This window comes from Cupriavidus sp. GW822-FHT06G04 (assembly GCF_058799075.1).
This window is the reverse complement of sequence record NZ_JBXALD010000004.1, coordinates 88100-109724: the sequence shown is the minus strand read 5'-3', so window position 1 is coordinate 109724 and position 21625 is coordinate 88100. Positions and strand designations below refer to the sequence as shown.

At 65.8% G+C, this 21625-nt stretch carries 17 protein-coding genes; 8 read left to right on the top strand and 9 right to left on the bottom strand.

Annotated elements, in window-relative coordinates; translation table 11 throughout:
- Nucleotides 1–29: 29 nt before the first annotated feature.
- Genes AC1RKI_RS10880 through AC1RKI_RS10870 form a run of 3 tightly spaced genes read right to left on the bottom strand, consistent with a single transcriptional unit; the run spans nt 30 to nt 2809 of the window.
- Entirely contained in the window at nt 30–1592 is a 1563-nt protein-coding gene (locus AC1RKI_RS10880; protein ID WP_492795308.1) for a hypothetical protein, read from the bottom strand.
- Between the two features lie 46 nt (nt 1593–1638).
- Nucleotides 1639–1905: a PAAR domain-containing protein gene (locus AC1RKI_RS10875; protein WP_061959593.1), complete on the bottom strand. Its 267-nt coding sequence runs from the start codon at nt 1903–1905 to the stop codon at nt 1639–1641.
- 52 nt (nt 1906–1957) lie between these two features.
- Nucleotides 1958–2809, bottom strand: a complete 852-nt coding sequence (locus AC1RKI_RS10870) for a M15 family metallopeptidase (protein WP_150981657.1) — start codon at nt 2807–2809, stop codon at nt 1958–1960.
- 183 nt (nt 2810–2992) lie between these two features.
- Here AC1RKI_RS10870 and AC1RKI_RS10865 point away from each other — a divergent pair, with 183 nt between their 5' ends.
- From AC1RKI_RS10865 to AC1RKI_RS10845, 5 genes are all read left to right on the top strand, one after another.
- A complete protein-coding gene (locus AC1RKI_RS10865) occupies nt 2993–3832 on the top strand; it encodes a hypothetical protein (protein ID WP_492795305.1) in 840 nt (279 codons plus the stop codon).
- A gap of 90 nt (nt 3833–3922) precedes the next feature.
- Nucleotides 3923–6784: a type VI secretion system Vgr family protein gene (locus AC1RKI_RS10860; protein WP_492795303.1), complete on the top strand. Its 2862-nt coding sequence runs from the start codon at nt 3923–3925 to the stop codon at nt 6782–6784.
- Between the two features lie 3 nt (nt 6785–6787).
- The gene (locus tag AC1RKI_RS10855; RefSeq protein WP_492795301.1) at nt 6788–7678 is read left to right on the top strand and encodes a DUF4123 domain-containing protein; all 891 of its coding nucleotides are present in this window, start codon (nt 6788–6790) and stop codon (nt 7676–7678) included.
- Complete coding sequence (locus AC1RKI_RS10850; RefSeq protein WP_492795299.1) at nt 7675–8304, top strand: DUF3304 domain-containing protein; 630 nt, start codon at nt 7675–7677, stop codon at nt 8302–8304. Before AC1RKI_RS10855 ends, AC1RKI_RS10850 begins: the two co-directional genes overlap by 4 nt.
- Entirely contained in the window at nt 8294–10291 is a 1998-nt protein-coding gene (locus AC1RKI_RS10845; RefSeq protein ID WP_490714570.1) for a T6SS phospholipase effector Tle1-like catalytic domain-containing protein, read from the top strand. The genes AC1RKI_RS10850 and AC1RKI_RS10845 overlap by 11 nt, the downstream gene beginning before the upstream one ends.
- A gap of 98 nt (nt 10292–10389) precedes the next feature.
- On the opposite strand, the gene AC1RKI_RS10840 is transcribed toward AC1RKI_RS10845, so the two are convergent.
- The 6 genes from AC1RKI_RS10840 to tssJ form a co-directional block, all read right to left on the bottom strand.
- Complete coding sequence (locus AC1RKI_RS10840; protein ID WP_244787110.1) at nt 10390–11343, bottom strand: hypothetical protein; 954 nt, start codon at nt 11341–11343, stop codon at nt 10390–10392.
- Nucleotides 11340–12650, bottom strand: a complete 1311-nt coding sequence (locus tag AC1RKI_RS10835) for a hypothetical protein (RefSeq protein ID WP_233473856.1) — start codon at nt 12648–12650, stop codon at nt 11340–11342. The genes AC1RKI_RS10840 and AC1RKI_RS10835 overlap by 4 nt, the downstream gene beginning before the upstream one ends.
- Nucleotides 12651–12831: 181 nt before the next feature.
- Entirely contained in the window at nt 12832–15588 is a 2757-nt protein-coding gene (locus AC1RKI_RS10830; RefSeq protein ID WP_492795296.1) for a type VI secretion system Vgr family protein, read from the bottom strand.
- A gap of 16 nt (nt 15589–15604) precedes the next feature.
- Complete coding sequence (gene icmH / locus AC1RKI_RS10825; protein WP_061959603.1) at nt 15605–16399, bottom strand: type IVB secretion system protein IcmH/DotU; 795 nt, start codon at nt 16397–16399, stop codon at nt 15605–15607.
- Nucleotides 16396–17742, bottom strand: a complete 1347-nt coding sequence (gene tssK, locus AC1RKI_RS10820) for a type VI secretion system baseplate subunit TssK (protein WP_492795293.1) — start codon at nt 17740–17742, stop codon at nt 16396–16398. Before tssK ends, icmH begins: the two co-directional genes overlap by 4 nt.
- A 48-nt stretch (nt 17743–17790) precedes the next feature.
- Complete coding sequence (gene tssJ / locus AC1RKI_RS10815; RefSeq protein WP_150981648.1) at nt 17791–18423, bottom strand: type VI secretion system lipoprotein TssJ; 633 nt, start codon at nt 18421–18423, stop codon at nt 17791–17793.
- A gap of 347 nt (nt 18424–18770) precedes the next feature.
- Between tssJ and AC1RKI_RS10810 the strand changes: the two genes are divergently transcribed.
- The 3 genes from AC1RKI_RS10810 to tssC are packed head-to-tail and all read left to right on the top strand — an operon-like array spanning nt 18771 to nt 21515.
- Nucleotides 18771–19463, top strand: coding sequence for an outer membrane protein assembly factor BamD (locus AC1RKI_RS10810; RefSeq protein WP_341248263.1), 693 nt, complete (start codon nt 18771–18773; stop codon nt 19461–19463).
- Nucleotides 19464–19510: 47 nt separating this feature from the next.
- Nucleotides 19511–20035, top strand: coding sequence for a type VI secretion system contractile sheath small subunit (tssB, locus tag AC1RKI_RS10805; protein ID WP_061959506.1), 525 nt, complete (start codon nt 19511–19513; stop codon nt 20033–20035).
- Nucleotides 20028–21515: a type VI secretion system contractile sheath large subunit gene (tssC, locus tag AC1RKI_RS10800; RefSeq protein ID WP_061959505.1), complete on the top strand. Its 1488-nt coding sequence runs from the start codon at nt 20028–20030 to the stop codon at nt 21513–21515. Before tssB ends, tssC begins: the two co-directional genes overlap by 8 nt.
- Nucleotides 21516–21625 lie beyond the last annotated feature (110 nt).

Below are 21625 nucleotides of genomic sequence, written 5' to 3'. Positions count from 1 at the left end.
TTTCTATCTCTGGATTGGATCGTGCAGGGTCATGCGGCAACTGCCGCCGCGTCCTGCGCATCTTGAGGGGCCTCTACATCGGCACCGGCCGGCGGCGACATGGCGATCGCGCCGCGCTGCTGTGCGTCGCTGGCGCTGATGGCCAGCACCGGCGCGCCGGCTTCCTGCGTCATCTGGTGAGCCAGCGCCACGCAGAGCAGTGCGCTGGCGGCGCCGGTGTAGCCGCACGCGGCGCCTACCGGCAGCAAATCGGTGGACAGGTCGCGGTCCGGGAAGCGATCGGAAAACACTCGCGCTACTTCGAGCGTGCGAACCGGATGCGGCACGATGTCCGCAAGCACCGCGCCGATTTCCGGCGGCTGTGGTTCGGCGGCGTCGCTGGCCGCGGCTGACGCGTTGTCGCCATGTTTGTCCTGGTTGTCGGGCGTCTGCGCGGCGGGCGTCAACTGATTGACCGCTTGTGCAATCAGGTTGGCCAGCACGACCGTGCGAGGCAGGCCCTTGTCGGCCGATGGCGCATCGAGCCGGGCCACGCAGGCACGACCCAGTTGCGTCGGCGCGCTGGCGTCGTCCACGCCGATCTCGCTGGCGAACGACGCGACGGGGGGCGCCAGCAGCAGGCCCGCAGCGGCTTCCGCCGGCACCACGCCGTGCGGGCAATCGGGGCCGAACAGCTTGTCGTGATGGCGCAGCGAAGCGACGGCCCGCTGGCCGATCAGCGACTCGGCCGCCACCAGCGCGCGCACGACGCGCTCGGGCTGGCGATTGAGCGTGGTGACGGCGCGATCGAGCAGCAACAGCGCGTCGGCATCGCCGCGCGCGGCCAGCGGTTCCAGCGTGATGCGATCCACCGGCCACAGCGCGGCCAGTTGCTGGCGCACCAGCCCGGCCGCCGCCGCTTGGTGGGCCGGGTCGGTGGCGCGGGGCAGCAGCAGCGTCAGTACCAGATGGATCGGCTCGGGCTGCGGCGCGCTCGCTGCGGCGGGCACCGGAAACAGCCTGGGGTAGCGCGCGAACGCTTCGGCCAGCAGGCGCTGCGAGATGTCGGCGGCCAACGCCACCATGCGCACCGCTTCGTCGCTCCAGTCCAGCTCGGCGTCGATTTGGCGCAGCGCCGCGCGCGTAGCGTCGATGTCCATGTCGAGCTCTGCAATCGGCGCCGCATAGAGCGGATTGCCGTCGTGCAGCGCGTCGCCAACTTCTGGCCGCTTCTGCGCGACCAGCGCAGCCAGCGTCATCGCCGCGCCGGCGCCGTGCGTGCTGCGCAGCGCGCTGGCCAGCACGGGCGCATGCCAGCGGCGCGTGGGATCGTCGGACTGGGTCTCGGGCAATTCGCCGCCGGCCTGCGCCGCCTCAGTGGCGGCCGCGGGCGTGGCGCGCATGGCCAGGACGTTGCGCCGGATGCCGTCGAGCGCGCCGCGGATGACAAGGTAGGCGGCGATCATGCCGGCCGGCAGCAGGAACAGATGCGTGACGATGTCCGTGGAAGTCGGCATGCGGTTGATCGACTGCCACCAGAGGAGCGTGGCAATCCACACCACGGCAAACACCGCGATGACCGACAGGCTGAACTTGAGAACGCGTACGAACATGGCGAATAAGAGAACGCGGGGCGGGGCGCTGCGCGGCGTGGCGCGTTCAAGCGCTGCCGGTCAGGCCCTGGGTTGACAGCAACGTGCAGCCGCACGACCCCTTGTCGCCATGGCGCGCGGCGGCGCGGCCATCGATGATCACGTTCGGATCGCCACTGACGATGGTGACCTGACTATGGCCGGGCCGCGGGCAGATGACGTGATCGCCCACGCAGGCGATGCCCTTGCCGCCGGTCGTCATGGTGCCCGATGCGCTCACCACGGTGCCGCCGTGGTCGGTCTTGTCACCGAGCACGATGAATGGCTTTGTCATGTTTGCAATTCCTTCCCAATGCATCCCGTCCAATTCGCCGCCGCCGTGGTCGTCATGGCGCGGGCTTCTTGCCAAGCACGCCGGCGCGGCGCAGCTCGACGTGACCCAGGTCCATCATCTTCCAGCGGCCGCCCCAGGTAAGGCCCGCCGATTCCGCGATCTGACCGTACAGCTCGTATCCGCGCATCGCCCACGGGTCTTTCTCGCTGATCACCAGCTTGCCCTCGCGATAGAACGCGCAGTCCGCCGCCAGCCCGTACTGGTGATAGCTGTGGTACGCCCCGGCCTGCGTGACATTGCTGCCCAGCGCCGCCAGCCTGGCCTGCCGCTCGGGGCTGCGATAGCCTTCGAGCAGCGCCATCTCGTAGCCGTGTTCGTCGCGCATGAGCTTGAACACCAGCAGCAGCCGCTGCTTGAACTCTGCGTCAAGCTGCTCCCAGTTGCGGCTCGCCTCGCGGATCGCCGGCCGGATGCGCTCCACCTCGGCGGTGGTAAACACGTCCGGCGGCAACGGCGGGGGCGGCACCAGCCGCTCGCCGTTGAGCAGCGCGGCGATCTTTTCGTCGGGCTCGCGCGATGCATCGTCGTCGAACTCGAACACGTGCTCGCCCCGCAGCGCCAGCGCCACGAGCGGCGGCGTGGCCACCACGCCCGCCGCGCACAGCACGAACACGCGGCGACGCGCCACGAAATGCCTGAACGCATCGGCAGAACTGGCCGCCTGCCCGATCGACGAACGCAATGTGCCGGCCGAGCGCGCACCGGCGGCTGCGGTGCCCGCGCTGACGCGGTGCCAATGCGCGCGCGCGGTCGTGAACACCCGCTGCCGCACATCTGGCAGCAGCAGTACAGCGGCGGCAGCCACCATCAGCAGGAAGTAAAGGGTCAGGGCCAGGTAGATCATCGTTATGTCGAGCCGTGCATGACCTCACCCGGAGTACCGATGCCTGCGGCGCGGGCAATAGTATATTTGCAGTTATGCCAAATACGACATTAAAATCACCTCGAATTTATTTTGATACCGCGTCCGGGCGATGACATATTGTGTCAATTTTGCCCGGACCCCAGCCGCCTTCCGAGGGCCTTGATGAGTACCAGCGACGAATCGAAACGGGATACACCCCCGACGCTCTTTGGCCCCCAGCAAGGGCAGGAGGGCGGCGCCGACGTACGCATCCTGGCCGGCCTGGAAGGGCGCGTGCCGACCGCCGCAGCCGTGCGCCCGGGCGCCAGAACCGCTCGCGGCGGCCGCCAGCGCGCGATTCTGGCGTTGGTGGCCGTGCTGATGCTGGCGGGCTTGGCCTCCGCGTGGTGGGCCCACGAGCGCGACGACGTGGTGGCCGCCAACCCGGCGCCCGCGCCGGCCCCGGCGACGAATGCCGCCCCGGCGGATCCGTCGGAGCCGACGCCTTCCACTGCATCTGTGGCCGGGATGGCACAGCCTCAAACTGAAACGGCCGTTTCGAACGTGACACCCGACGGCGCGGCAGACGCAACAGTCATCGATGTGTCATCTGCCGCTGCGGCGCAGTCGGCAAAGCGTGATGAGGTGGCGCTCGATCAGCTCGGACGCACGCCGGAATCCGCCACTGCGGCCGCCATGGCCAGCCTCGCGGCCGTTGGCGCAGCCCATGCGGCCACGCACAAGCATGCCGGCGATGCTCCGAAATCGTCGCCCGCGGTGGCAAAAAATACAAATGCCAAAAATGATGGAAGTGCTGCGAAGGCTGAGGTAAAGTCTGGCAGCGCCAATTCACTGGCCAAGGCCGGTTCCAGCGATCGCAAGAAGGCCACGCGCAAGAAGGCGCCGGCCTCGCGCGCGGAGGACGATCCGGATGCCGATGTGCTGGCTGCGCTGATGGCGCCGCCGCCGTCTTCGACCGTCGCCACCAAGGGCCGGACCCGGTCCACCACCCGCACGCAATAGCGCGCCCACGCCGCGTACGCCGGACATTCGCCTGCCGCCGCATCCGCGACGCATGCAGGCGACGCCCGCAGCAGCCGGCGGCAGACTGCCATGGATACCAGCAGCCAGACCCCAGATCTCCTGAACGCGTTTTCGCCCGCAGGCCGGCTGTATCGGCTAGAAGGCGAGGGCGCGGTGCAACAGCTTGCCGTGGAAGCCTGGATCGGACGCGAAGTGCTGTCCGAGCTTGGCGAAATGCGCGTGATCGCGGCCAGCGCCAATGCGCAGATTCCGCTCAAGGAGTTCATCGGGCAACGTGTCACCTTGTTTACGCGGCTGGCCGATGGCAGCGAGGCGCGCCGTTCCGGCCTGGTGCGCAGCGCCGAGAAGCTCGGCGCCGATGGCACGCTGGCGCGCTATCGCCTGACACTGGTGCCCTGGCTCTGGCTGGCCACGCAGCAACGCCACAGCCAGGTGTTCCAGGACCGCACGCTTGCCGATATCGTCGGCCTGCTGCTGTCGCCTTACGCGCCATTCCAGTCGTGGCGATTCACCGCCAATGCACAGCAGCGCATCGACGAGATCGGCGCGCGGGCGCATGTGAGCCAGTATCGCGAAACCGACTACGCCTTTTTGTCGCGCCTGCTGGCCGAGGCCGGTCTCGGCTTTGCCTTCGTCGAAGACGAGCAGGCGCCCGCGCAGCACACGCTGACCATTTTTGCCGACAGCACCGCGCTGCCCGAGGACTCATCGGGCGACGTGCGTTATCACCGCGCGCACAGTCAGGAAGAGGCCGACGCCATCCAGCAGCTGATCTGCCATACGCGCATGAGCGCGCCCGGCATCGCCGTGGTGGCGTGGGATCACGGCGCCAAGCGCAGCATGCGCGCGCACGCCCCGGCACGGTTTGGCGGCAGCGCGCAGTGTCCCGATTCGTACCTGTCGGTCAGCCAGTCCGTGGTCAAGGACGAGGCCGGCGCGCAGCGCCTGGCGACACAACTGATGGAAGGCATCGAAGCGCGCGCCCAGCTGTTTGCCGGCCGCGGCAGTGTGCGCACCTATGTGGCGGGCGTGCGCACCCGGGTGACCGATTGCCCGCATCTGCCTGGAGGCGATAGCGGCGCGTATCCGCTGCTGCTGGACGTCGTGGAGCATTGCGGCATCAACAATCTGGTCCCGCAAGCGCGCGCGTCGATCGATAGCCGGCTGGGCAAGCTTGCCGATGCGCTGGTGTTCGATGCGCCGCCCACCGCGCCCGAGAATGGCCCGCAGACGATCGGTTTTCTGGTCGACAGCGCAGCCATCGAACGCCGGAACGTGGATGCCCATCTGCTTGCCGCCGCGCGCGAACAGGGCTATGCCAACGCTTTCCGGGCGATCCATGCCGATCGGCCATGGCGTCCGCGCGTGACCGATGCGACGGGCGCAAGGCTCTACGCCAGTCCAACCGTGACCGGTGTGCATACCGCGCGCGTGGTGGGACCCGAAGGCGAGACCAGCGCCTCGGGCGCGGAGCATTACGTCAGCCCGCACGGCGAAGTGCGCATCCGGTTTCCGTGGCAGAAGGGCGAGCGCCCGGACGACCGCAGTTCGCGCTGGGTGCGCGCCGCACAACGGCAGGCCGGCGCGGGCATGGGCTGGCAGTGGCTGCCGCGCATCGGTCAGGAAGTGCTGGTCAAGTTCGTCGATGACGATATCGACCAGCCTGTCGTGGTGGGCGCGCTCTACAACGGCCAGGGCGAAGGCGGCATTGCGCCCAGCCCCGGCGGCAAGGCCAGCGACAGCGACAACGCCGAGGTGTACAAGCAGGCCAGCGATACGGCGCCCAGCGCGCAGGCCAACGTGGCCGGCGGCGCTGCACCTGCGTGGCATGGCATGAGCCAGGATCAGGACGGCCATCGCAACGCTGCGGCGCTGAGCGGTTTCAAAAGCCGCGAGCATGGCGGCGAAGGCAGCAACCAGTTGGTGTTCGATGACAGCGACGGCCAGCTGCGCACGCAACTGGCCACCACGCTGCAGTTTTCGCAACTGAACCTTGGCCACTTGATCCACCAGCAGGACAACACCCGTGGCAGTTTCCGCGGCCACGGGTTCGAGCTGCGCACCGATGGCTACGCCGCCGTGCGCGGGCAGGCCGGCGTGCTCGTCACCACTTACTACGACGCGCAATCGCAGCGTCCCGTGCCGACCGGCGACAACGCCGCCGGCATCGCGTTGATCCGACAGGCCCGCACGCTGACACGGACGCTGAGCGATGGCGCCGTGTCGCACCAGGCCCCCGCGCTGGCCGTGGCGCGCGGCGACCAGGCGCCGCTTGGCAAGCTGGAAACCGCCGCGCAGGGCATGGTCGACGGCAAGGACTTGTCCGCCGCCCAGGCCGACGCCGCCGCGCGCAACACGCGCACCCCGGACAAGGTGCCCGCGCAGGGCGCGGCGATCGTGCACCTGAATGGCCGCGCCGGCTTTGCGGCCATTGCTGGTCAGCATCTGCAGATGGTCAGCGGGGAAAGCATCAGCCTGAGCAGCGGCGAGGACACTAATCTGGCCGTGGGCGGACAGGCGCGCTTTCACGCCAAACAGGCGTTCGGCATTGCCGCCGCGCTGGAGAAAGCCGGCGACGACAACACCGGCATCCGCTTGATCGCCGGTGAGACCGATATCGACATGCAGGCGCAGCACGACGTCATGAAGCTGCAGTCGAAGGGCGATATGAAGGTGGTGTCGCGCAATGCCGCCGTCGATTTCGCCGCCGCCAAACGCATTCGCGTGGCCACGGCAGGCGGCGCGTCGATTACCATCGAGGGCGGAAATATCACCGTGGAAGCCCCCGGCGTGATCACCTACAAATCCGCACAACGCAAATTCGATGGCCCGACCCAGGTGCAGGCCGACCTGCCGCTGATGCCCAACAACGTCTGCAAGGAATGCCTGGCTGCCGCGCAGGCATCGGGCGCGCCGTTTGCGGCCAGGTAGCCGATGATGTCGCGTCAGGAACCCACGCCGCAGGAATCCCCGCTTTGGCAGTCGCTCGATGCGTTGCCGCCATCTGCATTGGGCGTGCATCGCTATCTGCTGGTGAACCAGGGAGCGCTGCAGGGGCAGGCTGCGCTGGTCTCGCGCCTGCTGACGCTGCCGCATCATGCGCTGCTGGGTCAGGAAGCTGATGCCTGCAGCGACGGCGTGACGCCATTCCTGCTGCGCATCGATACCGGCATCGCCAGCCATCGGCATCAGATCGCTGCGCTGGCCGATGCGGCCTGCTATGCCAGCGCCCTGAGCGTGATCGACAGCGCGCTCGAATTGCGCGACCTGGCGCGCGTGCTGACCGCGCGCACCGAGGTGCTGCTGTCCGACGACATGCCGATGCTGCTGCGCTTCTTCGATACGCGCGTGCTGTTTGCGCTGCTCGAAACACTGACCGAGGCGCAGTGCGACGCGTTCCTGTCGTGTGCGGTCCACTGGTGGGCCGCCGATCGCGAAGGCGCCATGGTGCCCTGCACGCGGCTGGATGCCGGCGGCGTCGATACCTTTACCGCGCCGCTACGGCTCACGACGGCGCAGGAAGTGGCGATGATCACGGCATCGGAACCGGATGCCGTGATGGACCTGCTGACCACCCGCGGCACGCCCCGATTCATGGCGATCCCATACCCGGCGCGCTATCCCGTGGTGCTTACGATCGTCGAGCGCGCACGCGGCTGGGGCTTGCGGGATCTGCCGGACATGCAGTCGTTTGCCATGCTTTGCATGCTGGCCGGCATGGATTTCGACCAGCGCGAGCCGTGGGCCGCACTGCTGCCCGAAGTCAGCGACGGCCGCCTGACATTCAACGAGGCGCTGCACCGCGTGGCGGAGCAGGAAGAATGAACCGCAAGGATGCCCAGATGTTCTCGAGTCATACCCCATCATTCATCAAGCGCCTCCTGGCCATGCTGTTATGCGTGCCGGTGTGGGCCGCCGCCAGCGCGGCGGAATTGCAGATGTCGCCCAAGACCCGCGCGATGCTCGAATCGGGCGGGCCGAGCTTCAATGGCACGCGCCTGTACACGGGGCCGCATCGCACGCCTGCGGGGATGGGCGGGCTGACCATCGTCGGCTACAACTACACCGATACCTACATCGGCAGCTTTACCGTCAATGGCGCGGGCGGCGGCAATATCGAAGTCTCGTCGAAAACGTCCGGCGGTGGCGGCGGCACCTGCTGCGCTGCGGTGCCAGCCGATACCGCATTGCCCATCACGATCGATATCGCCTGGAAGCGCGATGGCAAGGTGCCCTGGTGTCGGCAGACCATTTTGCTGGACGGCCCGGTGCCGGCCGATCCGCAGTATCTGGAGGTGCATTTCTTCCAGGACGGCACGATCAAGGCGGCGATGTCCGACTATCCGTCGCCGCCGCGCCTGCAGCTCGATCGCGTCAGCTACGTCAAGCGCAAGGCGTCGGGCAACGTGAACCACGACAGCAAATACGGTAGCTGCGGCCATGACGACTAGTACCGAAGCGAAGAAGGTTGCGCCGCTCGACCAGCCGCGGGAAAACCTGGCCAGCGGCGCGGACGCGGCGGACTGGGATACGGCAGGCGTAGCGCCACCCGGCAAGCCGCGCAAGGCTGGAGCCAACGCGGCGGCCGCCGGTGTCAACGAACAGGGCCAGCAGCGGCCGCCGGCGCCGTGCCCGCAGTGCATCACCGTGTCGTTCTTCTTCGATGGCACGGGCAACAACATGGACGCGGACACGCCGACCGGAGAACACAGCAACGTGGCCCGGCTCTATCGCAGCCACTATGCCGACGACGATATCAAGCATATCTACCGTCGCTACATTCCTGGCATCGGCACCTATTTCCGCGACATCGGCGATCCGGGCGGCAAGATGACCGGCAGCGGCATGGGCGCGCTCGGACAGGCGCGCCTGGACTGGGCGTTCAAGGAACTGGCCAACCTGCTGATCAAGGCCGAGGCGCGCGCCAACAATCCGTCCAACAAGATCGTCAAGCTGCGCATCGCGATCTTCGGCTTTTCACGCGGCGCCGCACTGGCGCGCGCCTTCGCGCGCGATCTGCAGAAAAGCTGCGTGGGAAGTCGCGGCAACTTCAAGGTGCGGGGCGGCGCGCTGGGGACATCGGGCAAGGTCGTGAAGGGTGGGTACCCGATCGAGGTCTATTTCATGGGCATTTTCGACACGGTGGCATCGGTCGGCCTGCCCATGAGCACTAACAATGCGCCGGTCAACCGGCGGCGCAGCTTCAGCTGGCGTTCGGCGTTGAGTTACCCGTACGGCGGCATGCAGTCGGACCAGGACCTGAAAAATCTCGCCTTTGGCGAACCGGGCGCGGATCCGTCGCCTGGGCCCGCCGATGGTCACGGTGCGTGGGGCGATGGCCTGCGCATTGCCGATCTGGTTACGCAATGCATGCACATGGCTTCGGGCCACGAGATGCGCAACTCGTTCCCGCTCGACAGCGCGCTGGACGGCAATCAGTATCCGCTCGGCACCCATGAGATGGTGCTGCCCGGCGTCCACTCGGATGTCGGCGGCGGCTATCGGGAAGGCGAGGGCGGCAAGTCCAGCGTTCTGGCCATTGTGCCGCTGCGCATCATGCTGGAGCGCGCCGTGGCCGCGGGCGTGCCGATGCGCAGCCTGTCGGAGCTGGCATCGGCCGACGAACTGAGCGATTTCGCGCTGGACGACGCGGGGCGCCAGCGTTACGACAAGCTGCTGCCGCTGTGGAACGCCTATATCGCGCAAGTGCCGCAGGGCCTGCCGCTGGGCAAGACCGTGCTCGCGCATATGAAGCTGTACTGGCGCTTTCGCTTGTCCGCTGCGGTACGGCGTTCGGCAGGCGCCAACGCCACGCAGGAACAGAAGCGCATCCAGCAGAACGAGAGCGGCTTCGCCAAGGACCGCGCGGCGCTGAGCACCGCAGCGAAGGACAAGGCGCGCGATTACTACCGGCTCCAGGCGCAGCGCGCCGATGCGGAATCCGCGCTCAGCGCGGCGCAGAGCAGCCCCGGCTACGCCAACCAGACCGACATGTGGCGCGGCATGGTGACGGACCTGAAGAAGAAGGAAGAGGCGGCCCACGACGCCTGGCGCAAGGCACAGGCGCGCGTGGACGGTGCGGCCAACGACGGCGACCTGCTCGAGAACATGAAGGAGTTCGACGCGTGGCTGCTCGAGGACGCCGAGGCGCTGCACAAGTGGCACAAGGACGACCCGTCCAAACGCATGCGGCCTCACTACCAGGCGATCGTCGATGCCTACACCGAAGTCGTGGTCAACCGCAAACCGCTGGCGGAATCGTCCGACCTGTACCAGTTTTTCTCGGTCTACGTGCACGACTCGCTGGCGGGCTTCGCGCTCGACAACACCCGCACCTCGGATCCGCGCGTGCTTTATATCGGCGACGACAACAAGGAAAAATACGCCTCGCTGGAGCGCCGCAAGCAAACCACGGGCGGCGAGATGCAGACCGCCTGAGACCGCCTGAGACGCGAGCCGCGCTGGCGGGAAGCGCGGCGTTTCAGCGGCGGTGACGAGCGGTCAGATGCGGACGCGCGCCCGCTGGCCACGCATGTTCAAAGCTGCGGGTCCGTCTGGTCGCGGTCCCATTGCCAGATGGTTGCGCCGTATTCCGTCCCCGCTGCGTCGGGGAACACTTCGCCTTGCTGAAAGTAGCGGCGTGAATTGGCGATGGCTGGCGTGTACCACCAGCCGCTGCGCGGGCAAACCTGCTGGCCCGCGACACGTCCGGTCAGCCGATTACCGCTCGCGGCGGGCAGCAGATCGGTCAGGCCATCGGCGACCGTGGCGCCGTCCACGCGACGCACGCGTGTCCACAGGGCAGGGGACTTGGAGGTGTACTGCTGGCCATTGAAGCCAATGCAGGCACTCGGGGCGGGTTTGCCGGCCACCAGGAACTGCGCGCAGGAACTGTCCTGATCGGGCAGATAGACGCCGGATTCGACGACCGGCTCATTGGTACGGACTTGAGTCAGGGCATCGAGCGCATAGCGGGGCCAGGCCGGTGGTGCTGCCAATGGGCCGCGGGCGTTGGCGTCGTAGCCGGTGGAAAGCGTCGACATGACCCACGATGCATAGATCGTCTGGTCGATGTTCATGGCATGCGCATGGGCCAGATTCAACAGTTCCTCATAGCGCGCCGCCGCATCGGGTTCTACTTCGTCGAACCAGTCGATCGAAAAATCGCTCTGTCCGCGAACATCGCCGGTGACGCCCACGGCGGCCCGTAAGCCTTCATGGTCGCCATGTGTCAGGCGGATAAAGCCATCGTCGAGGATCCGCGCCGTGCTGCGAAAGTTTGGCAAGACACGCTGGCCCCAGACGATATCGGGCTGTAGCGGTTGCGGCCGGCTGCGGTAATCGGCCGGCAAGCGGGCGGTGAACCGGTTCAGGCAATCCTCGACGTGCGCGAGCATCGCTTCCCATGCCGCACGCATCGCGTCGAAGTACTCGACGGAGCTGTAGCGTTCCAGCAGAAAGACTTCCTGTGGGTAAAGTGGCGTGCTCACTTTGGCCCCCCCATCGGGTGATTTGCGGGCAGATTGCTCATGTTCAGATTATTTGTCAGCTTGGGCAAACCGAGGAATTCGTCGGTTTCACCTGGGAAGTCCGTATAGCCCCAGTTGGTTGGCTGCCGTTTGCCGATGAACTCGGGGTGCAGCTGGGTCGGGTCCAGCACGATCTGGTTGGCGCCGCCCTCCAGCACGTATTGCGGATGACCCTTCAATGTCTGGCTGGCGGCCGGGCCTTCCCACACATGGAGGCCGGCGCCGGGCGGAACGGTATAGGTGATGAATTCCCCATTGCGGTTCCAGTGACGCCACACCGCAAAACGGCGGCGCCAGTCGTCGCGGCCCTTCAGCTTCATGAATTCTTCCTTGCGCATCCAGCAAATGCTGTTGTCGGCGGACGACGGGTCCACCACACGATAAAGTACCTCGCCCGGCGCGATGGTGACGGGTTTGGCTTCGTGGAATGTCGCATAGGCGCCTTTCAACGGATGCCTTTCCCCTCGCTGAAGTATCGGGTCGAGGCTCGGCCAGTTGGCCGGCGCGGGCGGTGCGGATCGCAGCGCTTCGAACTGGCGCAGTCCGGTATTGTCGATCCAGCCCACACGGTGGCGCTCAAGCAGGGCGGCTTCGTCATCCCAGTTCAGCCATTGATACTTGTGCGGGTTGATGGCATCGACATTGGCGCGATACAGCATATCCCCCTCGATCTCGAGCCGGCGCGCCAGTTTCTCCAGCCATTGATTGAGGGGAGCAAGGATTTCGCCGACGCGGCTAGCCATCTGTTGCCGGATGCGCATCACCGTCTTCAGAAGATCGCCTGCGCGGGTGCCCATGCTTGCCGTGCCCCAACGCTGGATCAGGTCCACGAAATAGCGCAGCGCATCCAAGATCTTGTCGAAGGCGCGCGCCAATTCGGCGACCGTCAGGCTGCTTTTCACCTCAAGCACCTTCTTCGATAGCCAGTGATAGGGGTTGGCGACGTTGATGGCCCGGAAGGCGCGGCGCACCGCCGGTGTTTGCAGATGTCCGTTGAGCATGTTGATGCCGGCCTCGACGAACGGCTTGCTGGCCTGCCAGAAATCGGAATCCAGGGCCGCACGGCCAACGCGGAACACGGACTTCCGGCCGTAGGCGAACAGAATCTTGCAGCAGCCCTTGGCGAGCGATCCCAGTACGGGGAAAAGGCCGATCAGTGTCAGGACCAACGCCACCCATGCCCATCTGTCGGAAGTGTCGTTATTGATCTTTCGGCAGTTGGCCACGACATCGCGTACGTCGCAGAGCTGATCGACGAACGGAATCATGGAAATGACGGTGCCCGTGACCACCTGACCGGTCGATTGGTCGTCGGCAAAGTCTCCCTGAATCACCACCCAGATCCATTCGGCCGCAGCCGCCAGATTCTGTTTGCCACTGTCGATCCAGCCGCCGGGTGCGCTCTTGAACCAGGCGAGCGCGTTCTCAAGTTCATCCCACATTGTGTTGTTATCCCAGCTTGGAACGCGATGCCTGAATCAGTTTGGAGACTTGATCCCACGGCTGGTCGTTGCCGGGTTCCGGAAGCTCGTACTCGACGCGAACGGCGCGCGGCGGGACGTTTTCGTGTCGTGCGTGGCCGGCGGCGTCAAGCTTGCCCGAGACGACCTGGCCATCTTCGAAATGGATCTTGTAGTTCTGCCCAACGAATGGCTCGCCTTCCATGTCGCGATGGTTAACCTCGATCCAGTGGGTCATCTCGGTGCTGCCGGTCGGTAGCGCAGGCAGTGCCGCAGCACGTCCGCCGCCGCCGCTGAACGGGTGGCCCGCGCCTTTCACATCGAGCAACCCCTGCGTTTCGAACGTGATCTGACCGCCGTCGAGCGTGATGATCGATGAGCCGCCGTGCAGCACCATCTTCTGCTGGGCCAGGATTTCGACCGAATCGTTCGATGAAGTCACGGTCACCTGTTTGTCGGCCAGGATTTCCATCGCATCCGCGTGGGCCTGTAGCGAGAACGGTCCGTTCGCGGCCACGGCCTTCAGGTCCTGACGCTGGGCGAACAGGGATACGCCCTGCGCGGCGGCGATTGCCGTGACGCTGTCGCTGGCGAGGTGCCAATCCGATTGCGTCGTGCAGTGCAAATGGCGCCCGGCGTAGACCGTTGTGGTCATCGGCGTGGTCATGGCGATGGCCGTCGGGGCCTCGGTGACCAGCAGCGGCACGGCAAAGCGGTCCACCGGCGCACCGTCCGGTTTTGCCGCCTTCTGGCCGTTGACCGTATCGCGGTACTTGCCGTCCTGGGTGGGATCGATGGCTTTCTGCAAAGCATCGAAGTGTTCGTTCGCGGACAGTGGCAACGCCGCTTGCGCGCGTGCGGCGTCGGACAGGCGGCTGGCGGTCTGCTGGGCCGCCTTGAGCTGGCCCAGCGCTTCGCTGACGTCCAGCGCGGCGCCGGCCGCCCTCGGTTGCGCCGTGGTCGATAGCAGCATGCCTTCGCCCGCGCGCACTACGGCCCACGCGTCGGTGCGCAGTTCGGCACCATTGCCGCGCCACGCGCCGCGATTGGCGTCCTGGGGATTCTGGCTGACGAGATAGCCGAGATTGAATTGCGTATCGGCCGTGGAAGACGCCATGCGCATGCGCAACTGGCCCGGCGTGTCGTCGACCACCCATTGGTTGTAGCCGTCGCCGCCCATGCCTTGCGAATGCCAGCCGGACAGCGCGTGGCCGATGGCCGGCTCGGTGGCTGGCCAAGGCGGGCTGTCCTGCTCGTTGTGCAACTGCATGGCGGCGAGCGGGCGGTCGATATCGCCGTCCAGGAACGTCAGCAGAACTTCGGTGCCAACGCGCGGCAGATGGTGTGCGCCCCAGTTGGGGCCCGCTACGGCGCCGGCCACGCGCACCCATGCGGTCACCTGGGTGACATCGCTGGCATCGGGCGCGTTGAGGTTGCCGTGCTCGGGCGCGCGCAGCCACGGAAACCGCACGCGCACGCGATGATCGCGATCGGTCTGCAGCGGCGTTTCGCCTTCGGCAATCACGATCGCCGTCTGGCCTTCGGGAGCGGTGGGGCGGGGCAGATGGCGCGGTACGATCGGCGTGCTGGCCTGCACGGCCTCGAACGTGTTGCGGTAACCGCCCATGTCTTCGTCGCGCGCGCTGTCCAGCAATGAACCGATGTCCGTGGCCAGGTTGTTGGTGGCTTCGTGGCGCACCCACAGCGTGACGAAGCGGTTGTCCCCGTTGCCGAAATGTTCGGTCAGCGTGAAGCGCTGGCCCTCGCCGAGCGCCCGTACCGTGCTGGTGCCGTGATAACGCAGGTGATCGAGTTCTTCCGCTTGCAGGCGCAGCGTTGCCACGGCCGCGGCGCTGTCCGTATCGTTGAACCGATAGGCGCCGCGCGCCGTGTAGGACTCCAGCGATGGCAGCTTGCCCACCGGTTCGGCACTGGCCTGCGCGCCGGTTGCGGTCAACTGCTTGTAGTCCCACGATGCCAGGCTGACCGCATTGGTGCCCACCGCGCAGGATGACGACCAGCGCGTGATGCTGTCTTCGGTCTCGGTGATATCGGCGCGATGAAAGCGGATGCTCGATTGCGCGCAATCGGGCGCGGTGGTCCGGGCGTCGAAGATCACGAGCTTGTGGCGTGCCTGCGCGTCCTGTTGCGCGTGGCCGCCATCGCCATCCTGCTCATGATCGAAGCGATACGACAGTCCTTCCTCGGCCAGCAGACGCTGCATGAAATCGAGATCGCTCTCGCGATACTGCGCGCAGATCGAGCGCTTGCGCAGCGTCTGCGACACCGCATTCTGGTAGCTCGCGACGTCGTAGTCCTTGAAGAGGTCCTCGATGATCTCGAGCGCGGTCTTGTCCTGGTAGACAAAGCAGTCGACCCGCGCCCGCAGCCGCGCGATCCATGGCGCGGCCGTCAGCCGGTAACGGGCCAGGCCGCCGTCGCCGCCCAGGCTGGCGCAATCGACCACAAAGCCATGCCAGGCGCGATAGCTGCCGTCGGCCAGCATCTGGCGCAGCGTAATTTCCTGGCGCGCCAGTTCTGCCGTATCCAGGTGCGCGGAGGTGGACAGGCAGTCGATCTCGATAAGGAACGGCTGGGATACCGCTTCGGTCACCGTATAGCGCTCGACCACGAGGTCGGCAGCGGGCAGGCCGGTGGTCAGCTGGATTTGCCGCGAGCCCTGGCCCAGCAGGGCGTCGGTGAGGGCCTGCGGCGCGGAGGTGTCGGCGCCGGGTGTCGGACTCATGATCGCGGCCCCCGTGTCAGGGCAATGAGATGGTCAGGTGCGAAAAACGCGGCCCCAGCTTGATGACCTGCGAATACGCCTGCATCGAATCGTTGGTCTTGCTGTTGAGCGAGGTCGACAGCCCCAGGTACGCCAGCAGCGCGATCAGTGCGAACACCGCGCCGAAAATCCACAGCGGCGTTTCGCGCTTGAGCTGGTGCGCCACCTTGTCGGGCAGCGGCCAGTGCGGGGCAAACGCGGCGCGCTTGCCCTTGATGGTGGCAATCTCGTCGCCCACGCGCGCGGTCAGGTAGGCGAGTTTTTCCGGACCTTCGAGGATGTACTTGCCGCGGAATCCCAGCAGCAGGCACATGTGGAACACCTCCAGCGCCTGCAGCCGCGCCGCGCCGCGTGCGCGCAGCGCTTCGAGCTTGTTGAAGAAGTTCTCGCCAGCCAGTTGCTCGCCAAACAGCACTAATTGCAGCGGGCGACGCTCCCAGTCGGCACGCATCGGGAAGTTCGACGACAGGATGGTTTCGTCGATGGCGGCACAGAACGCGTACTTGGCATCGAACACGTCTTCGGCCGGCACGTTCATGCGCTTGGCGCCGCGGTCGAAGTCATCGAGGAATGCGCGCACGCGCTGCAGAAATTCTTCCGCCGTGCCCGGCGCCTGCTTGTTGCGCAGCAGGAACAGCATGAAAAAGCCGTCGTAAAGCATGTCCAGCAGCGTGCGCGCGTGGCGCGTGCCGGCATCGGCGGGATCGTGCGCCGGGCCAGGAGCGGGCGCATGGGTGTCGCCAAACAGCGAAGGGGTGGAGGTTGCGCTCATGAAGTCACCGCAATCAGTTCGAGTTTCAGTTCCCGGATGCCGGCCGGGGTGTAGATCGTGATGTTGCCCGCCTGCAGCATGCGTTCATACAGCGCGCCGCGGGCTTCCAGGGCGAAGTAGCACGCGCCTGGGCGGACCGGAATGGCCGGCGGCACCTGCGGGGTGTAGCTCACCGGCACGCCGGGCATCGACGACAGCACGAGTTTTTCCACGTCGTCGGGCGCGCCCACCTTGAAACGCGCCGGAATCGCGTCGGCCAGTTCCGCGGCGGGCATGTCGGCCGATACGGACAGGTAGAAGCGCGTCTTGTCGTCGATCTTGCCGGAATCGAGGCGGCCGGCATGGAACGACGGGCGCGTCTCGTCGAGCTTGATCGCAAAGTAGCGCGTGGAGATCACCGTATCGAGCAGCTCGCGGACGATGCCGTCGATGCGCGCGAAGGCCGGGCCCGGATTGTCGTGGTCGTACACGGGCAGGTCGGTCAACGCATAGGCCTTGGAAAAGGTCATCAGCGATCCGGCCAGCCGCAGCATTTCCTGAAACAGGCGTTCGGGATGCAGCTCGGGATGGTGGTAAAGATGCGACAGCGCGGCGAAGGCGGCGTTGGCCGTATGCAGCAGCCAGAACGACGCGATGTCGCCCGAACGGAATTCGATGATGTCCTTCGACGGCTCGCGATGAAAGCCGTACAGCGCGCTGACCTTGGCCTGCAGCGCATCGAGCATGCGGCGCAGGCGCTGGTAGAGCACTGCCGACGCGTGGATCGCCAGGCTGGGCGCGACGAACGATTCGTCCAGCTCGAAGCCGCCGGTCGCGGTACGGCGGATGCGCACCACGGGCAGCGAGATGAACTGCTCGCGCGGATCGGTCTCCGCCACGAGCTTTACCGCCTTCTTCAGATACGTGATGGCTGCGGGCTCGGCCTCGGTGAACAGGTCCGCGGTGTCGCGCTGGTCGCCCACGAAGCGCGACGACGGCGCGCCATCCTCGGCTTCGCGGTAATTGCCGCCGGCATCGCGCAACGGATACAGCGCCAGATGAAAGGTCAGCTCGGACACGCCGGCGGGCAGCGTTTCCAGCACCAGCGGGGCCGGCAGTTCGTCGCCCTGCGGCGCCGCATAGCATTCGCCATCGGGAAAGAACAACGACAGCTCCGTGGCGCGCAACACGCCGCTGGCCAGCGCGTCGGTATCGAAGCGCGCGTGCTGCACGCCCCAGTCATAGGGCTGGATGGCGCGCACCGCGGTGTGCAGGCGCGACTCATGGTAGGCGTCCTGCTGCTGGAAATGCTGGGGTCGAAGAAACAGTCCTTCGCCCCAGAGGATCTTGGAGGAATAGCTCACGATTACCTTTTCTGTGCTGCTGTGGCGCTGCCGATATCTGCCGCGCCGCTAGGCGTTGCACGCGGTCGGAGACAGCATGTTCAGACCGGTGCGCGGCACGCCGTCGCTGGGGGCCACCGGATCGCCCACGGTCAGCGTCATGGCGCAGGCGTGCAGGCCGATGGTGACGCCCGATTTCTCGCTCTTGACCGCATCGACGGCAAATTTCCAGCGCTGCGCGGCAGGGCTGCGGAACAGCGCCACCACGCCAAGCGCATTGGCTTCACGCGACACCTTCTCGGTCACCTCGTAGCGCTGGCCGGGAATCAGCGTGATCTCGCGCACGTTCACCAGTTCGGCGCCCAGTACCTGCTTTTCGCGGGCCGGATCGGTGAACGCGTCGTAGGGCGCCTGCAGGAAGCTGGTGGATTCCCTGAGCGTGTACACCCGCACCACAAGCGCGGCCGGATGATTGTCCCGGGCGGCGTTGAGATTGGTGCCGGCATAAAGCCGCAGCGGCACCTGGCGCGGCGGTTTCTGCGATTCGGGCACGTTCGACGGCTTGAGCCCCACGGCCTCCAGCGCGCCGCTGGCCGCACCGGCCAGTACCTGGCCTCCCACTGCGCAGGACGCCAGCAGGGCAATCGCCGCCAGCGCGGCGCCCACGCGTATCGAAACGCCCAAAGTTCTTGAAACGCTCATGCCCCGGCCTCTTCTTCCCCGTTGCCCCGCGAAGTTACATTTCGTAACAACATCCGCCGTCGATGTAGTAAAAATGAAAAATATGGCGTATTTACAAACGGTTCCTTATACGACCGGAACCGTCTTTACCGGTCTTTGTGTGTGATTCGAGGAATGTGGTGTTGAAAGTCACAGTTGGTGGAGTGTACTATTCCCGCGGATCGGGGCCAACACCAAGGTTCAAACGCATATCGGGCCGTGTTGCTCATTAAATTGTCATTTGCATTTCCGCTGACAATTCTGTTGAATTCAGGCTTTCTTCCGGTCCCGCGGACATACCAACGCCAAGCTGCGATACGGTCAAAAACATGCTCGACACTCGCTTTACCCGTTCCCTGATCGCCTTTGGCGCCGCTGCGCTGATTGCCGGCTGCGCCTCGACGTCGCCCAGTACACCGTCGGAAGACTCCTATAACCAGGGCATGTCGCAGGCCGAGGCCGCGTTGACGTCCGGCCAGAAAGAACAGGCGCTGAGCCTGTTCGAACAGGTGGCGCGCAACAACCCGGCGCGTGAAGAGCCGTGGTCGCGCATCGCGCAGATCCAGTACGCAGACCAGAAATACCCGCAGGCCATCGTGGCTGCCGAGGAAGCGCTGCAGCGCGATGCCACGGACCGCAAGGCCAAGAGCATCCTGGCCGTGAGCGGCCTGCGCGTGGCGCGCCGCTCGGTGATGGAGTTGCGCGACGACAGCGCGCTGGCGGGCGACGTCAAGACCGACGCGCAGGTGCTGGCCAAGATGATGCGCGAGACGCTGGGCGAGCAGGTGCTGTTCCCCGACGAAAAGCCCAAGGTCCAGCCCGTGGTGAAGCGGCGCCCCGTGGCGCGCCCGACTCATGCCCAGGCGAATCAGGCAGCAAACGCCGCGGCCGGCGCCGCGACGAATGCCGTGACCGGTGCGGTCCCGCCGGCAGCTGCCACCGCGCCCGTCACCGCGCCTGCGCCTGCGGCCACCGCGGCGCCTGCCGCGCGCGGCGGCGATCCGTTTGGCGCGCTGCGCTGAACCGGCGACGTTCCAAACGTCGGTTTGAAACGACTGGAGTCCATCAGATGGCCAAGAAGGAAAGCGTTCAGAAGCGCCTGACCAAGGTGCGCCCGCCCCGTGTGCAGCTCACGTATGACGTCGAGAAGGGCGATGCGATCGAACAAAAGGAATTGCCGTTCGTGGTGGGCGTGGTCGCCGACCTGTCCGGGCAGTCCGAGGTGGCGCTGCCCAAGCTGCGCGACCGAAAATTCGTCAATGTCGATCGTGACAATTTTGACGATGTGATGGCCGCTGTGGAACCGCGCGCGGCCTTCCAGGTGCCCAACCAACTGACCGACGAGGGTGGCAAGTTCGGCGTGGAACTGAAGTTCCGCTCGCTGGAAGACTTCAGCCCGGAAGCCGTGGTCGAGCAGATCGAACCGCTGCGCAAGCTGCTCGAGGCCCGCTCCAAGCTGGCGGACCTGCGCAACAAGCTGGCCGGCAACGACAAGCTCGAGGACCTGCTCAGCGAAGTGCTGACCAACACCGAATCGCTGCAGAAGCTCGGCAACCACAGCGGCAACGAACCCAAGGGTGGCCAAGATGAGTAACGCGCAATTGGCCGCGGCGCCCCAGGCGCAGGCGGCGGAGGGCGGCAGCCTGCTGGACCAGATCGTCGACCAGAGCCGCGTGGCCAAATCGGAAGCCGAGCACGCCCGCGCCAAAGACATCATCGGCGAACTGGTCAAGGAAGTGCTGGACGGCACCGTGGTGGTGTCGGACAACCTGTCCGCGACGCTCGATGCCCGCGTGGCCGAGCTGGACCGCCTGATCTCCGCGCAACTGTCGTCGGTCATGCACGCGCCGGAATTCCAGAAACTGGAAAGCACGTGGCGCGGCATGAATTACCTGGTCAAGGAAACGCAGACCGGGACGATGATCAAGATTAAGGTGCTCAACGCCACCAAGCGCGACCTGGTGCGCGACTTCAAGACCGCGATCGATTTCGATCAGAGTGCGCTGTTCAAGAAGGTCTACGAAGAAGAATTCGGCACCTTTGGCGGCGCGCCCTTCGGCGCCCTGATTGGCGATTACGAGATCACGCGCCAGCCTGAGGACATTTACTTCATCGAACAGATGTCGCACGTGGCATCGGCCGCGCACGCGCCGTTCATCGCGTCCTCGTCGCCCGAACTGTTCGGCCTGGAAACTTTTGCCGATCTGGGCAAGCCGCGCGATCTGGCCAAGGTGTTCGACACCGTCGAATACGCCAAGTGGAAGTCGTTCCGCGAATCCGAAGATTCGCGCTACGTCGGCCTGACCATGCCGCGCTTCCTGGGACGCCTGCCGTACAACCCGAAGGACGGCACGTCGGTGGAAGGCTTCAACTTTGTCGAGGACGTGGATGGCACCGATCACGGCAAGTACCTGTGGTGCAATGCCGCCTGGGCCTTCGGTGCGCGCCTGACCGCCGCGTTCGAGGACTTCGGTTGGTGCGCGGCGATCCGCGGCGTGGAAGGCGGCGGCCTGGTGGAAGACCTGCCGACCCATACCTTCAAGACCGACGACGGCGAGATCGCGTTGAAGTGCCCGACCGAAATCGCCATCACGGATCGTCGCGAGAAAGAACTCAGCGACCTCGGCTTCATTCCGCTGGTGCACTGCAAGAACTCGGATTACGCCGCGTTCTTTGCCGCGCAGTCGGTGCAGAAGCCCAAGAAATACAACACGGACAGCGCCAATGCCAATTCGGTGCTGTCGGCGCAGCTGCAATACATCTTCTCGGTGTCGCGCGTGGCCCATTACCTGAAGGCCATGATGCGCGACAAGATCGGCAGCTTCGCGTCGGCGCAGAACGTCGAAAACTTCCTGAATCGCTGGATCTCGCAGTACGTGCTGCTCGATGACAACGCATCGCAGGAGCAGAAGGCGCAGTTTCCGCTGCGCGAAGCGTCGATCCAGGTTTCCGAAATCCCAGGCAAGCCGGGCGCTTACCGCTCGGTGGCCTTTCTGCGACCGCACTTCCAGCTCGATGAACTTTCCATCTCGCTGCGTCTGGTAGCAGATCTGCCGCAGGCCGCCAATCAGTAAGGGAACCGCAGGCATTGCCCGCCGCGCTCCACGGCGCGGCGGGGCGGCCCGCGCGTGAGGCAGATCGCTTCGTCTCAGTGCAAACAATTCGTTATTCCTCAGAGGGTCTC